General features: G+C 68.4%; 14 protein-coding genes and 1 pseudogene. 8 read left to right on the top strand and 7 right to left on the bottom strand.

Annotated features, from left to right (window positions below):
• The first annotated feature begins 1 nt into the window (after position 1).
• Positions 2-1,153, top strand: coding sequence for a cation:proton antiporter (locus tag JF781_RS19150; protein WP_225328950.1), 1,152 nt, complete (start codon positions 2-4; stop codon positions 1,151-1,153).
• A gap of 9 nt (positions 1,154-1,162) precedes the next feature.
• Here the strand turns inward: JF781_RS19150 and JF781_RS19145 are convergent, their stop codons facing one another.
• Positions 1,163-1,687 (bottom strand): Rv3235 family protein, encoded by a 525-nt coding sequence (locus tag JF781_RS19145; protein ID WP_225328949.1) that lies wholly within the window; start codon positions 1,685-1,687, stop codon positions 1,163-1,165.
• Between the two features lie 229 nt (positions 1,688-1,916).
• Here JF781_RS19145 and JF781_RS19140 point away from each other — a divergent pair, with 229 nt between their 5' ends.
• The 4 genes from JF781_RS19140 to JF781_RS19125 all read left to right on the top strand — a co-directional run bounded on the left by JF781_RS19140 (position 1,917) and on the right by JF781_RS19125 (position 6,599).
• Positions 1,917-3,338, top strand: coding sequence for a wax ester/triacylglycerol synthase family O-acyltransferase (locus tag JF781_RS19140; protein WP_225328948.1), 1,422 nt, complete (start codon positions 1,917-1,919; stop codon positions 3,336-3,338).
• Between the two features lie 95 nt (positions 3,339-3,433).
• The gene (locus JF781_RS19135; protein WP_225328947.1) at positions 3,434-3,949 is read left to right on the top strand and encodes a hypothetical protein; all 516 of its coding nucleotides are present in this window, start codon (positions 3,434-3,436) and stop codon (positions 3,947-3,949) included.
• Positions 3,950-4,074: 125 nt separating this feature from the next.
• A complete protein-coding gene (locus tag JF781_RS19130; protein WP_225328984.1) occupies positions 4,075-5,229 on the top strand; it encodes a ferredoxin reductase in 1,155 nt (384 codons plus the stop codon).
• 86 nt (positions 5,230-5,315) lie between these two features.
• On the top strand, positions 5,316-6,599 hold the full coding sequence (locus tag JF781_RS19125; RefSeq protein WP_225328946.1) for a fatty acid desaturase: 1,284 nt from the start codon (positions 5,316-5,318) through the stop codon (positions 6,597-6,599).
• A 103-nt stretch (positions 6,600-6,702) separates the two neighbouring features.
• Here JF781_RS19125 and JF781_RS19120 read toward each other — a convergent pair whose 3' ends face one another.
• The 4 genes from JF781_RS19120 to JF781_RS19105 are packed head-to-tail and all read right to left on the bottom strand — an operon-like array spanning position 6,703 to position 9,870.
• Complete coding sequence (locus JF781_RS19120) at positions 6,703-7,527, bottom strand: hypothetical protein (RefSeq protein ID WP_225328945.1); 825 nt, start codon at positions 7,525-7,527, stop codon at positions 6,703-6,705.
• Positions 7,524-8,132 carry a TetR/AcrR family transcriptional regulator gene (locus JF781_RS19115; RefSeq protein ID WP_225328944.1) on the bottom strand — a complete coding sequence of 203 codons (609 nt, stop codon included), beginning with the start codon at positions 8,130-8,132 and terminating at the stop codon, positions 7,524-7,526. Before JF781_RS19115 ends, JF781_RS19120 begins: the two co-directional genes overlap by 4 nt.
• A 60-nt stretch (positions 8,133-8,192) precedes the next feature.
• On the bottom strand, positions 8,193-8,684 hold the full coding sequence (locus JF781_RS19110; RefSeq protein ID WP_225328943.1) for a DUF302 domain-containing protein: 492 nt from the start codon (positions 8,682-8,684) through the stop codon (positions 8,193-8,195).
• A 10-nt stretch (positions 8,685-8,694) separates the two neighbouring features.
• Complete coding sequence (locus tag JF781_RS19105) at positions 8,695-9,870, bottom strand: acetyl-CoA C-acyltransferase (protein WP_225328942.1); 1,176 nt, start codon at positions 9,868-9,870, stop codon at positions 8,695-8,697.
• A 90-nt stretch (positions 9,871-9,960) separates the two neighbouring features.
• Between JF781_RS19105 and JF781_RS19100 the strand changes: the two genes are divergently transcribed.
• On the top strand, positions 9,961-10,437 hold the full coding sequence (locus JF781_RS19100) for a helix-turn-helix domain-containing protein (protein WP_225328941.1): 477 nt from the start codon (positions 9,961-9,963) through the stop codon (positions 10,435-10,437).
• On the opposite strand, the gene rsgA is transcribed toward JF781_RS19100, so the two are convergent.
• The gene (gene rsgA / locus JF781_RS19095) at positions 10,421-11,404 is read right to left on the bottom strand and encodes a ribosome small subunit-dependent GTPase A (RefSeq protein WP_225328940.1); all 984 of its coding nucleotides are present in this window, start codon (positions 11,402-11,404) and stop codon (positions 10,421-10,423) included. The genes JF781_RS19100 and rsgA overlap by 17 nt on opposite strands.
• A complete protein-coding gene (gene aroA / locus JF781_RS19090; RefSeq protein WP_225328939.1) occupies positions 11,401-12,696 on the bottom strand; it encodes a 3-phosphoshikimate 1-carboxyvinyltransferase in 1,296 nt (431 codons plus the stop codon). The genes rsgA and aroA overlap by 4 nt, the downstream gene beginning before the upstream one ends.
• Positions 12,697-12,763: 67 nt before the next feature.
• On the opposite strand from aroA, the gene JF781_RS19085 reads away from it, so the two are divergent.
• Together JF781_RS19085 and JF781_RS19080 are read left to right on the top strand one after the other, a co-directional pair.
• Entirely contained in the window at positions 12,764-13,540 is a 777-nt protein-coding gene (locus tag JF781_RS19085; protein WP_225328938.1) for an SOS response-associated peptidase, read from the top strand.
• 354 nt (positions 13,541-13,894) lie between these two features.
• A pseudogene (locus JF781_RS19080) lies at positions 13,895-14,430 on the top strand (HNH endonuclease family protein); the annotation flags it as partial.

Raw genomic sequence — 14,430 nt, 5'->3', positions numbered from 1 at the left:
GGTGCAAATCTCGGGGACGCTGTTGCTACAACTCGGCGCCCTCCTGGCCACGCTGGCCGTATTGGGCGCCGCCGCACGCCGATTCGCGTTGTCGCCCATCCCGGTGTACCTGCTGGCGGGCCTGGCCCTGGGCAATGGCGGGATCCTGCCGATGGCCGCCGGCGGGGAGTTCATCACCACCAGCGCGCCCATCGGCGTCGTGCTGCTGCTGCTCACCCTGGGCTGCGAGTTCTCGGCGGCCGAATTCTCCAGCAGCATGCGCCATCACCTGCCGTCCGCGGCCGTCGATGTCGTCTTGAACGCCGCGCCCGGCGCGATCGCCGGCTGGCTGCTGGGACTGGATGGCGTGGCCATCCTGTGCCTGGCCGGCGTCACCTACATCTCCTCGTCGGGCGTCATCGCACGGCTGCTGGAGGATCTGCAGCGGCTCGGTAACCGGGAAACACCGGCGGTGCTCTCGGTGCTGGTGCTCGAAGACTTCGCGATGGCCGCCTACCTGCCGCTGTTCGCCGTCCTGGCGTCGGGCGGCGGGTGGCTGCGCGCCGTCGGCGGCATGGTGGTGGCGGTGGGCGCCCTGATGGCGGCGTTCGCCGCCTCCTACCGCTGGGGCCACCACGTGGACCGGCTGGTCGAACACCCCGACTCCGAACAGCTGATGCTGCGGGTGCTGGGCATCACGCTGATCGTGGCGGCGGTGGCCGAGTCGCTGCACGCCTCGGCCGCCGTGGGCGCATTCCTGGTGGGCCTGACGCTGACCGGGGAAACCGCCGAGCGGGCCCGCCAGGTGCTGGGGCCGTTGCGCGATCTGTTCGCCGCCATCTTCTTCCTGGCGATCGGCTACTCGGTGGACCCGCAGGAGCTGATCCCCATGCTTCCCGCGGCACTGATCCTGGCCGCGGTGACCGCGGCGACCAAGGTGGCGACCGGGATGTTCGCCGCCCGGCACGACGGGGTGGCTCGGCGCGGTCAACTGCGCGCGGGCACCGCGCTGATCGCGCGCGGCGAATTCTCGTTGATCATCATCGGATTGGCCGGCAAGTCGCTGCCCGCCGTCGCCGCGCTGGCGACGTCCTACGTTTTCGTCATGGCGATCATGGGGCCGGTGCTGACCCGCTATACCGGCGGTCCGCGGACGGCCGCCGCGGCGAGGTGACCGGCGCGGTCACCCGATGTGCAGGGCGACCACCATCCATCGGACCCCGCTCGCCAGGCTCACCTGCTCCACCCGGCAGGCGATGGCGTGGATGCGGTTCCCGCGGCTGTAGGAGCCGAAGACCTCGGCCGCCGTGTCCGGGTCCCGGTGGCCCGCCGGCTGTAATCGCAGGCGGCGCAACACCGCGGCACCCGCGTGACCGTGCGCCTGCCCGGCGGCCGAACGCCCTACCGCGACAACCGAATCCACCAGGCTGGGCGCCAGCAACGGATTCAGCTGGGCGGCCGGGCGGCGCCGGTCGATGACCTCCAGCACGCGCCGCAGCGCGGCGTCGGCGAAGCTCGCCGCCTGGCGCATCCGCGCGGACATGACCGTGGCCGAATCCGGCGCCGGCGCTCTGCTGGGTTGCCCGGTGTAGGGCCGGGGCGCAGGGTGTGCGCTGCGGCGGCGTAACGGGGCCCGCGAGGCCGGCCGGCACGGCGGGACGGCACGCGGCACGTCCCGGGTTTCCGGCTCGTAATCGACGACGGGCATGACGGTGAAGGCGCCAGGCGGATTCGCAACGGGGCTACTGTTCAACGCGCACTCTCCAACTCTTCGGCCGGACCGGAAGCCTGCTGGAGAGGGGCAGACAGTGGTCATCATTACATAACTCTGCGATCGCGCGTCCCCATCCCGACGCGCGCCCCGGGGCGGGCGATTACGGTGGGCGAGACATCGCTTGGGGCGACAGGCGATGAATCGACGAGGAGGACTGCGCCGAATGGTGACCCGGTTGTCCCCGCCGGACGCGTCGTTCTATCGGCTGGAAAACACCGCCACGCCCATGTACGTCGGATCGCTGGCCATCCTGCGCCGTCCGCGTGCCGGGCTGAGCTACGAGACGCTGCTGGGCACCGTCGAGCAGCGGCTGCCCCAGATTCCGCGCTACCGGCAGAAGGTCCGGGAGGTGCCGGTCGGCACGGTCCGGCCGGTGTGGATCGACGACAACGACTTCGACATCACCTATCACGTGCGACGCTCGGCGCTGCCCTCACCGGGCAGCGACGGCCAGCTGCACGAGCTGATCGCGCGGCTGGCCGCGCGGCCGCTGGACAAGACGCGGCCGCTCTGGGAGATGTACCTGGTCGAGGGCCTGTCCAAGAACCGGCTCGCCCTCTACACCAAGTCGCATCAAGCGCTGATCAACGGGATGGCGGCGCTGGAGATCAACCACGTCATCAGCGACCGGACCAAGCGCCCACCCCCGGCCCCCGAAGACATCTGGATCCCGGAGCGCGACCCGGGCAACACCCGGCTGGTGCTGGGCGCGATCGGTGAGTGGCTGGTCGGTCCGAGCGCGCAGCTGCAGGCCGTCGGGTCCGCGATCGGCGGCCTGGTGACCAACTACGGCGAGCTCGTCGGCGCCGGCCGCCGGGCGTTCGATTTCGTGCGCAACCTGGCCCGCGGCGACGCGCCCAGCAGCCCGCTCAATGCCACCGTTTCGCGTCATCGCCGGTTCACCGTCGCCACCGGCAACCTCGACGACTACCGCGCCGTGCGGGCCCGCTACGACTGCGACGTCAACGACGTGGTGCTCGCGGTGATCGCCGGCGCGCTGGGCAACTGGCTGATGTCGCGTGGGGTGGCGGTGTCGCCGACCGCGACGGTGCGGGCGATGGCGCCGCTGTCGGTGTACGACGACGGCGACCTCGACGCGAGCGGCCCCGGCCAGGCGATCAGCCAGGTCATGCCGTTCCTCGTCGACCTGCCGGTGGGGGAGCCGAACGCCGTGGTGCGGCTCTCGCAGATCGCGCACGCCACCGAGTCCAACCCGACGGCGGCCCAACTGGTGGACGCCAGGACCATCGTCACGCTGTCGGGATTCGCCCCGCCCACGCTGCACGCCATGGGAATCCGCGTCGCGACCAGTTTCCCGAGCTTCTCCAAGCGCACGTTCAACCTCCTGATCACCAACGCGCCCGGCGCCCAGTCGCAGATGTACGTCGCCGGCACCAAGTTGCTGGAGACCTACACGGTGCCGCCGCTGCTGCAGAACCAGGCGCTGGCGATCGGCGTGACCTCGTACAACGGCATGCTCTACTACGGAATCAACGCCGACCGCGAGGCCATGAGCGACGTCGACCTGCTGCCGGGACTGCTGGGCCAGGCGCTCGAGGAGCTGCTGGAGGCGTCACGGTCCTAGTCGGCGGTGAAAACCCCTGCGTGCGGCTATCATTCGTTGCTGTGAAGCCAGCCGCGCCCACGATTTCCGACGCCTCCGCGCCGAGCTAGCCGCACATGACGGTCGTCTACATCCCCGCCACGCTGGCCATGCTGCAGCGGCTCGTCGCCGACGGCTCGGTGCGGCCGGTCAACGGCACGGCGTTCGCGCTGACGCCCAAGTTGCGCGAGGCCTACGCCGAGGGCGACGACGAGGAGCTCGCCGACGTGGCGCTGCGCGAGGCTGCGCTGGCGTCGCTGCGCCTGTTGGCCGGCGACGGGCCTTCGGAGTCCCTGCCGCCGCGGCGCGCGGTGCTGGCCGCCGACGTCGACTTCGACGCATCCGGGGTCACCTACCGTCCCGACCTCGACGACGCCGTGGTCAGGCTGCCCGGCGCGGTCGCGATCGAGGACGTGATCGCCGCGTACGTCGACAATGCCGGCGCCGAAGAGGCGGTGGCCAGGGCCATCGAGGCCGTCGACGCCGCTGACCTGGGCGATGAGGACGCCGACCTGATCGTCGGCGACGCGCAAGACCACGATCTGGCCTGGTACGCAAACCAGGAACTGCCGTTCTTGCTCGAGCTGATGTGAGGCATTCGAGACGGCAGCGCTAGCTACGACACCGTAGGTTACGGTACCGTAGGTTTCGTGAAGCGCACAGAATCGACCACAATGTGAGCGTAAGCAAAGCGCCACGTCGTGAGCAGGAGCTTCCTCTGGGCAAACGGAACCCGTCGATCACGGGCAACGTCGTCGACACCAAGCGACCCGTGGTCGCCGGCGCCGACCGGCACCCCGGCTGGCATGCCCTGCGCAAGCTCGCCGCGCGCATCACGACGCCGCTGCTGCCCGACGACTATCTGCACCTGGCCAATCCGCTCTGGTCGGCGCGCGAACTGCGAGGACGGGTCCTGCAGGTGCGCCGCGAGACGGAGGATTCCGCGACCCTGGTCATCAAGCCGGGCTGGGGCTTCAACTTCGACTACCAGCCGGGCCAGTACATCGGCATCGGACTGCTGATGGACGGCCGCTGGCGCTGGCGGTCGTACTCGCTCACGTCGACCCCGGCGCCGACGCCCGCGCGCTCCGGTTCGGCGCGCACCGTGACCATCACGGTCAAGGCGATGCCGGAGGGGTTCCTCTCGTCGCACCTGGTGGCCGGTGTTGAGCCGGGCACCGTCGTCCGGTTGGCCGCGCCGCAGGGCAACTTCGTTTTGCCCGATCCCGCACCGCCGTCGATCCTGTTCCTCACCGCCGGCTCCGGGATCACGCCCGTGATGTCGATGTTGCGAACCCTGGTGCGCCGCAACCAAATCGGTGACATCGCCCACCTGCATTCGGCGCCCACCGAGTCCGACGTGATGTTTCGCGGCGAGCTGGCCGCGCTGCAGGCCGACCATCCGGGCTATCGGTTGCAGCTGCGCGAGACGCGTATCCAGGGCCGGCTCGACCTGTCCGTGCTGGACGCCGACGTACCGGATTGGCGCGAGCGTCAGACCTGGGCCTGCGGGCCGGAGGGCCTGCTCACCGCGGCGGAACGCCTATGGTCGGCCGCGGGCGTCGCCGAGCGTTTGCATCTCGAGCGGTTCGCGGTATCCAAGGCCGCACCCGCCGGCGCCGGCGGAACGGTCACCTTCGCGCAAAGCGGCCGCGCCGTCACGGCCGACGCGGCGACGTCGTTGATGGATGCGGGGGAGAGCGCCGGGGTGCAGATGCCCTTCGGGTGCCGCATGGGTATCTGCCAGTCGTGCGTGGTCAGCCTGGTGGAGGGGCACGTCCGCGACCTGCGGACCGGCCAGGAGCACGACCCGGGGACCCGGGTGCAGACCTGTGTGTCGGCCGCGTCCGGCGATTGCGTGCTCGACATTTAAAGGCTACTCACAGGTAACCTACGGCCTCGTAGGTTACGATAGCGTAGGTCTCGTACCGAACAAACGACCGCAGGGAGAAGAAGACGATGGCGATCACCGACGTCGACGTATTCGCCCATCTGACGGACGCCGATATCGAAAACCTGGCCGTGGAGCTCGATGCCATTCGCCAGGACGTGGAAGACTCGCGCGGCGAGCGGGACGCCCGCTACATCCGCCGCACCATCGCGGCCCAGCGCGCGCTCGAGGTAACCGGCCGGCTGCTGCTGGCCGCCAGCTCGCGGCGCTCGGCCTGGTGGGCGGGGACGGCGACCCTGGGCGTGGCCAAGATCATCGAGAACATGGAGATCGGCCACAACGTCATGCACGGCCAGTGGGACTGGATGAACGACCCGGAGATTCACTCCTCGACGTGGGAGTGGGACATGAGCGGGTCGTCCAAGCACTGGCGCTACACCCACAACTTCGTGCACCACAAGTACACCAACATCCTCGGGATGGACGACGACGTCGGCTACGGCCTGCTGCGCGTCACCCGCGACCAGCGCTGGAAGCGCTTCAACGTCTTCAACCTGGTCTACAACACCTTGCTGGCCCTCCTCTTCGAGTGGGGCGTCGGCCTGCAGCACGTGGAGCTCGGCAAGATCGCCAAGCGCCGCATGGACAACGACGAAGCCCGGCAGCGGGTCGACGAATTCCTGGCCAAGGCCGGGCGGCAGGTGTTCAAGGACTACGTGGCGTTCCCCGCGCTGACCTCGTTGTCACCCGGGGCCACCTACATGTCCACGCTGAAGGCCAACGCGCTCGCCAACGTAATTCGCAACGTGTGGGCCAACGCGGTGATCTTCTGCGGCCATTTCCCCGACGGCGCAGAGAAATTCACCAAGACGGACATGATCGGTGAGACCAAGGGGCAGTGGTATCTGCGACAGATGCTGGGCAGCGCCAACTTCGAGGCCGGCCCGGCGCTGAGGTTCATGAGCGGCAACCTGTGCCACCAGATCGAGCACCACCTATACCCCGACCTGCCGAGCAACCGGCTGCACGAGATCTCGGTGCGGGTGCGCCAGGTCTGCGACAAGTACGACTTGCCTTACACCACAGGGTCTTTCCTGCTCCAGTACGGCAAGACGTGGCGCACGCTGGCCAAGCTGTCGCTGCCGAACAAGTACTTGCGCGACGACGCCGACAACGCCCCGGAGACCCGCAGCGAGCGGATGTTCGCCGAACTCGAGCCGGGTTTCCTGGGCACCGATCCGGCCACCGGCCGCCGCCGCGGGCTCAAGTCCGCGATCGCCGCCGTGCGCGGTTGGCGGCGCGGGAAGCGGGCGGTCGCAGCGGCGCGTCTTGATGACGGCCTGGCCGCTTAGGGCTCTCGGCGCGACGGTCTCGCCTAGGGCAACGCCGAATGTGTACTCGCTGCTCGTGTTTCGCTGGCTTTCCGCGCTGAGCGCACGCTCGGCGCGGACGACGTCAGGGATGCGTGACGAGGTAGGTCTCGTTGCCCAGGTCGGCGGTGAGTTCGTCGACATCGAACGGGCGGTCGAGCCGGGCGCCCAGTGCCTTCGTGTCGACGAGCAGACTGATCTCCGCGGTCTGACGCGCGAAAAGCCGCCCGATGTACGGGTAGATGCGGCGCATGATCGCCCGCTCGGCGGAGGTGCAGCGTGACGCGCAGTAGCCGACGTGGCCGATCTCGTCGGTGAGGATCTCGCTGTAGAGCAGTTCGATCCGCTCGGCGACGTCGGGTTCGTCGGCGAACAGCCGTCTGCCCACCCGGCGCAATTCGTCAAACATGATGCAGCCGGCCATCTCTGCGGCCCCGACGAACATGAAGCCGAGCCGTTCGGGGAGGAATACGCCCGTCTTGACGAACTGGCGCATCACGAAAGGCGGCGGGACAACCTGGAAGGTCAGATCGAACACGTCCAGCGCGTACGCCAGCAGTCGGGTGTGGTAGTGCTCCTCGAGTTCGAGGTAGACGTTCTCGGGCGGCAGGCTCTCGTCGCTGTTGCGCCCATAGGTTTCGCCGAGTCCCACGCCGAACCGCTCCGCCTGATTCAGTTTGGCGGTCGCCAGCAGGAACAGCATTCTGGGGTCCAGGCCGGGTTCTGGTCGCCGCCGGCGCAGGTTGCGCAGGAACGTCTGTCGGTCGGCGGGATGTGCCGACCTGACGGGGTTGGCTTCGAGTTCGTTGAAGAACCGTTCTCGATTCGCCAACCGTCTGTTCAGCAGGTCGGCTTCGCCGTCACGTCTGGCCAAGAAGTCCCGGTAGCCCTCGATGCCCGTGCGATTCATCGTTTCTCCATCCCGTTGACAATCGTTGTCACGTAACGACTTAACAGCGCAGCGTCGTGCGCCCCGGTGGCGAGCAGCGCGAATAGCCCGGTCAGGAAGAACATTCCGAGCTCCGATGCGTCGACTTCGGAGGACACGTGTCCCTCGTCTTGGGCCCGGCTGATCACGCCCACCAGGAACTGAGCGAGGGGATGCTGCGTCAACTCGTCTTCGACCGGACGGGTCGAGGAGAAATGCAGTCCGAGCATGTCCCGGAAAACGACGTCGCCCAGCCGGCGTTCGGCACTGAGAACGTGCCCTACGAGTTGTGAAAGCACCGACGCCAGATCGCCCTTGGCGTCGCCGAGTTCGCTGATGATCCGGGTCTCCTCGTTGCGCTCCACCTCGATAAGGACGTGCTCCTTGGTCGGGAAGTGGAAGTAGAACGTCCCCCGCACCACGCCCGCGGCAGCCGCGATGGCGCTGACGTCAGCGGCGGCAAACCCACGCTGGGAGATTTCGGACAATGCCGCGTCGAACAAGCGCGCCCGGGTCTCGAGCCGTCGGGCCTCCCGGACGCTCGCGGCCGGCGAACTGGCCGGGGATGATCCGCGTGGCGACGCCATGCACGCACAGTACGCCAATTGCTGACGGCCGTCAATGACGGGCGTCAACGAATCTGCGATTCAGGAGCCCCCGGTCACCTTTACGGCCAGCCCCGCCAGCTTGGCGTCGAGTTGCTCTGCGGCGTTGAGCAACTCGGGATTGTGCTCGACGACGATGAGCGACGACGGCTTGACGTAGGTCAAGCTGCTGCCGGTGCCGTTGTCGGTGAGCAGCAGCTCGACGGGAGCGAACAGGCCCGCGGTCACGTCGTGGCGCAGCATCGTGATGGCGATCAACGGGTTGCCCAGGATGACGCGCAACGCCTTGCGGTCGATCCCGGCCTTGCCGATCCAGGCGCCGTGGTCGACGACCCCCAACAGCATGAATCCACTTGGGCCGACGTGGGATTCGACGCGGTCCTCGTATGTTCGCCAGTCATCGGTGGACGTCGCGATGTCGTTGATCGGCACCGGATCTTGGCCGATGTCGGCCAGCAGCGCGGCGACCAGCTCGTCGTAACTCTTGGCGCTGTCGTAGCGCATTCGGACGCCGTCGAAATGGGTTTCCGGCATGACGCCCCCGCTAGCCGAGTCGCTCGATGATGGTGGCGTTGGCCATGCCGCCGCCCTCACACATCGTCTGCAGCCCGTACCGACCGCCGCGCTGCTCCAGAGCGTTGACGAGCGTGGTCATGATGCGAGCGCCGCTGGCGCCCAAGGGATGACCGATCGCGATCGCGCCGCCGTTGACGTTCGTCTTGGCCAGATCCGCGCCGGTGTCCTTTGCCCAGGCCAGCACGACGGGAGCGAACGCCTCGTTCACCTCGAACAGGTCGATGTCGGCCAGCGTCAGCCCGGCGCGCCGTAACACCTTCTCGGTGGCGGGAATCACGCCGGTCAGCATGTAGAGCGGGTCGGAGCCCACCACGGTGGTGGTGTGGATTCGCGCCAGCGGGCGCAGGCCCAGTTTCTGGGCGACCTCGCTGCTGGTGATCATGACTGCGGCGCTGCCGTCCGACAGTGGCGACGAGTTACCCGGGGTGATCTCCCAATTGATCTGCGGGAAGCGGGCTTTCATTGCGTCGCTGTAGAACGCCGGCTGCAATCCGGCCAGTGTCTGCACCGTCGTGCCGGGCCGGATGATCTCGTCGGTGGCGAGCCCGGCGATCGGGATGAGCTCGTTGTCGAACAGCCCTTCCTTGGTGGCACGGGCGGCCTTCTCGTGGCTGCCGGCGGAGAACTCGTCGAGCTCGCTGCGCGAAAAGCCCCACTTCGCGGCGATCAGTTCGGCGCTGATGCCTTGTGGCACCAGGCCGTCGGGATACCGTGCGTCCATGCCCTCGCCGAATGGGTTGCTGCCCGGCGACACCTGGCTGCCCATCGGGACGCGCCCCATCGATTCCACGCCGGCGGCGATCACCAGGTCGTAGGCGCCGGCGATCACACCCTGGGCCGCGAAGCTGATGGCCTGCTGGCTGCTGCCGCACTGGCGGTCGATGGTGACGCCGGGCACCGTCTCCGGGAATCCCGCACCCAGCAGGGCGTTGCGGGCGATGTTGACGGCCTGGTCGCCGACCTGGGTCACGGCGCCGGCGATGACATCGTCGACCTGCGCCGGATCGACGCCGGTGCGCCCCACCAGTTCCCGCAGGCTGTGCGCGAGCAGGTCGGCGGGCAGCACGTTATGCAGCGCGCCACTGGCTTTGCCCTTGCCGATGGGGGTGCGGACTGCTCCGACGATGACGGCGTCGCGGTTCATGGCTCCTCCTTGAGCATCTGGATATACCTAGCTATACCTAGGTAAACACCTCGGTATGCTGAAAGCAACCCAGCTGCGGAGGTGATCTAGATGACACTGCTGCAAGGTCCGCTGGCCGACCGCGACGCCTGGTCGGCGGTGGGCGAGTGCGCGATCGAAAAGACGATGGCCGTCGTCGGTACCAAATCCGCGATGCTGATCATGCGCGAGGCGTACTACGGCACCACGCGTTTCGACGACTTCGCCCGTCGGGTTGGCATCACCAAGGCCGCCACCTCGGCGCGGCTGGCCGAGCTGGTCGAGCTGGGACTGCTACGGCGCCAGCCCTATCAGGAGCCCGGCCAGCGCAGCCGCGACGAGTACGTGCTCACCCAGGCGGGCATCGATTTCATGCCGGTGGTGTGGGCGATGTTCGAGTGGGGGAGGCACCATCTGCCGGGGCGCCACCGGCTGCGGCTGACGCACCTGGGCTGCGGAGCCGAGGTGGGCGTCGAAATCCGGTGCGCTGAAGGTCATTTGGTGCCGCCCGACGAACTCGGCGTGCGGCTGGCTAAGAAGTCTGGTTGAGCGCGGTCAGCAGCCGGCGGGCGGCGGCGACGCGCCGGACGGCCGGCCCGGTCAGCGTGTCCAGCGCGCACTCGGGGTCGGCCGGCGGACCCATGTGCCCACAGCCGCGCGGGCAGTCCTCGATGGCGTCCGCCAAATCCGAGAACGCCATCATGACGTCGTCGGGCTTGATGTGCGCCAGCCCGAAGGATCGGATGCCCGGCGTGTCGATCACCCAGCCCGACGTCGATAGAGGCAGCGCTACCGATTGGGTGGAGGTGTGCCGCCCCCGGCCGATTTCGGTCACGTCGCCGACGGCGCGGTCCGCGTCGGGCACCAGCCGGTTCACCAACGTCGACTTGCCGACGCCGGAATGCCCGAGCAGCACGGTGATCTTGCCGGCGAGCAGGTCCGCCACGGCGAGGAGGGGATCGTCGCGGCCCGCCACGATTACCGTCAGATCCAGGTCGACGAACTGCTCCGCGAACGGCTCCGGCGGGGCGAGGTCGGTCTTGGTCAGGCACAGGATCGGCGTGAGTCCGCCGGCGTAGGCGGCGATCAGCGTCCGGTCCACCAGCCCGGTGCGGGGAGGCGGGTCGGCGAGCGCCACCACGATCAGCAGCTGGTCGGCGTTGGCGACCACCACCCGTTCGGTCGGGTCGGTGTCATCGGCGGTGCGCCGCAACACAGTTCGGCGCTCGCCGCGACGCACGATGCGGGCCAGCGTGTCCGTCCGCCCGGACAGATCGCCGACCACATCGACCTCGTCGCCGACCACGATCGGCGTGCGGCCCAGTTCCCGGGCCCGCATGGCGGTGACCCGACGGTCGACGTCACCGCCCAGCACGCATCCCCAGCGGCCGCGGTCGACACTGACCACCATGGCGGCCTGGGCGTCGGCATGCTCGGGACGCGTCTTCGTCCGCGGCCGCGAACCCCGGCCGGAGCGGATCTTGACGTCGGACTCGTCGTAGTCGCCGGGCTTCACATGCCGTGGTCTTCCTGAGCGGTCAGCATCTGGGCCCACAGCCGCGGAAAGTCCGGCAGCGTCTTGGTGGTCGCGCCGATGTCGTCCACCTCGACGCCGGCCACCCGCAGCCCGACGATCGCGCCCGCCATCGCCATCCGGTGGTCGGCGTACGCGCGCCAGACCCCCGGCCGCAGCGGTGTCGCCGTGATCACCAGGCCGTCGGGCGTTTCGGTGCAATCGCCGCCCAGGCGGTTGATTTCGGTGCTCAGCGCGGCGAGCCGATCGGTCTCGTGGCCGCGCAAGTGGGCGATGCCGGACAGGCGCGACACCGATCCCGGGGTGGCCAGCGCCGCCAGGGCGGCCACCGACGGTGTCAGCTCGCCGACCGCGCGCAGGTCGACGTCAAAACCGACGTAGTCCTTGGAGCCGCGCGCCTCCAGGTACGAATCATGTTGGGTGACAACGGCATTCATCTTGCCCAACACGTCCAGAATGTGGTCGGCGGGTTGCACGCTGTTCGCCGGCCAGCCGGTGATGCGCACCGCGCCGCCGGTGACCACGGCCGCCGCCAGGAACGGAACGGCGTTGGTGAGGTCCGGTTCGACCTCCCAGTGCCGGGCCGCGACCGGCCCCGGCCGCACCCGCCAGCGGTTGGGGACGGAGTCGTCGATGTCGACGCCGGCCTGGCGCAGCATCACCACCGTCATCGCGATGTGCGGCGCCGACGGCAGCGCCGAACCGGTGTGTCGCACCGTCAGCCCGTCGTCGAAAGAGGCCGCGCACAACAGCAACCCGGAGACGAACTGCGACGAGGCCGAGGCGTCGATCTCCACGGTGCCGCCGGTGACCGAACCGGTGCCCAGGACCCGGAACGGCAGCCCCGAGCCGTCGATCCGCACGCCCAGCCCGCGCAGCGCATCCAGCAGCGGGACGATGGGCCGCGCCCTGGCCTGCTCGTCGCCGTCGAACTCCACGATCGATTCGGCGAGCGCCGCCAGCGGCGGGACGAAGCGCAGCACCGTGCCCGCCAGGCCGCAATCGACCTGTGCCATCGGTTCCGGCACCACGCGGCCGCTGACCGTCAATTCCGTCCCGTCGCCGTCGACGTGCAAGCCCAGCGTGCGCAGCGCGCCGATCATCAGGTCGGTGTCCCGGCTGCGCAGCGCCCCGCTGATGGTCGGGGTGCCTTGGCCCTGCGCGGCCGCCAGCGCCGCCAGCACCAGGGTCCGGTTGGTCTGCGATTTCGAACCGGGAACGGTCACGGTCGCGTGCACCGGTTGCGGTGCCTGGGGGGCCGTCCACGTAGTCACCGGTCCATCATCGCCTGTCACCGGTTGTTGCCACCAATAGGAGTTCGCGCTCTGCCACCATGGAGGTATGTGCGGACGGTTCGCGGTCACGACCGACCCGGCCCTGTTGGCCCAGAAGATCAAAGCGATCGACGAGACCACCGGCGCCGCGGCTGGAGGCGACGCCGGTTCGACCGGCCCTAACTACAACGTGGCTCCGACCTCGACCATCGCGACCGTCGTCAGCCGGCATTCCGAACCCGAGGACGAGCCGACGCGGCGGGTGCGTCTGATGCGCTGGGGATTGGTGCCGCCGTGGGCCAAGGCGGGCGCCGACGGCGCGCCCGAAACCAAGGGCCCGATGCTGATCAACGCCCGCGCCGACAAGGTCACCAGCTCGCCGGCCTTCCGGACCAGCGCCAAGTCCAAGCGTTGCCTGATCCCGATGGACGGCTACTACGAATGGCGGGTCAATTCCGACGCCGCGGCCGGCAAGAAGTCCCGCAAGACACCGTTTTTCATGTACCGGGAGGACGGCGAGCCGCTGTTCATGGCGGGCCTGTGGTCGGTGTGGAAGCCCGCCAAGGATGCTTCGCCGCTGCTGAGCTGCACGATCATCACCACCGACGCGCCCGGGGAGCTCGCGCAGATCCACGATCGGATGCCGTTGGTGATGCCCGAGCGCGACTGGGAGCGATGGCTCGACCCCGACGCCCCGATCGACGAACAACTGCTGGCCCGCACGCCCGACGTGCGCGCCATCCGCACGCGTGAGGTGTCGACGCTGGTCAACAACGTGCGCAACAACGGCCCGCAGCTACTCGAGCCGGCCGAGCCGGAGCCCGAGCAGGCGCGGCTTCTCTAGCGCTATCCGCACGGGTCATGCGGCAGCTGACTGATTCGAAGATCGCGCCTGAGAACGAGATTCAAACGGCGTGTGCGAAGAAGGTGCCAGGTATGCCGTCGAGCTTGATGGCGTCCCTCGCGATGCCGTCGACGTGTAGGAGCGCGCGACCGGCGAAGGCCCGTCCGCAGGCCCGGCGAGTCAAGTTGACTAAACCGGACGTTAGTTCACCAAATTCGCAGTAATCAGCGGGTCGCTGGGCTGGGCTCCTGGATTTGTTAACGAGGCATTAACAAATGCTCACGGGAGTGGCACTGGCGAGAGTGAGCGCACCGATGCCGGTGGTAAGGACCCTGATGACCTGGAGGCCGCGCGATGACACTCGAGTCACCGAACATCAACATGGGCTTCGCCAGAGCGAAGAAGTTCGCCACTAATCGGTCGGTTTTGATCGCCGGGGCCTTCGTCGGCACGCTTCTTTTGATCAGCGTGCTCGCCGATAACGGCCGCGCCGACTCGATGCCCAACACTGCGCCCACGACACTCATGACTTCCGCGTCCAGTCCGGCGGCATCGTCAGAATCCCTGGATGCCACGGCTACGTCGGTCAAACTCGCCACACTGCCAATCAAGGGACGCGCCCCGAAGACCGATTATGACCGCAGCCAGTTCGGACCCGCGTGGACCGACGACGTGAGCGCGACCTACGGGCACAACGGCTGCGACACACGCAACGACATCCTCCGGCGTGACCTCGTTGCAGTCGAACTCAAACCCGAATCGAACGGCTGCACCGTGGTCGCCGGGGTATTACACGACCCGTACACCGGCAACACTGTGGAGTTCCATCGCGGCCAGGGCGCGTCCTCACAAGTGCAGATCGACCACGTTGTCGCGTTGTCGGATGCATG

Origin of the sequence: Mycobacterium sp. WUMAC-067, from assembly GCF_020217485.1 — a bacterium.
Classification (GTDB): Bacteria; Actinomycetota; Actinomycetes; order Mycobacteriales; family Mycobacteriaceae; genus Mycobacterium.
Note: the sequence above shows the minus strand (reverse complement) of the source record. Positions and strands in the feature narration are given on the sequence as shown.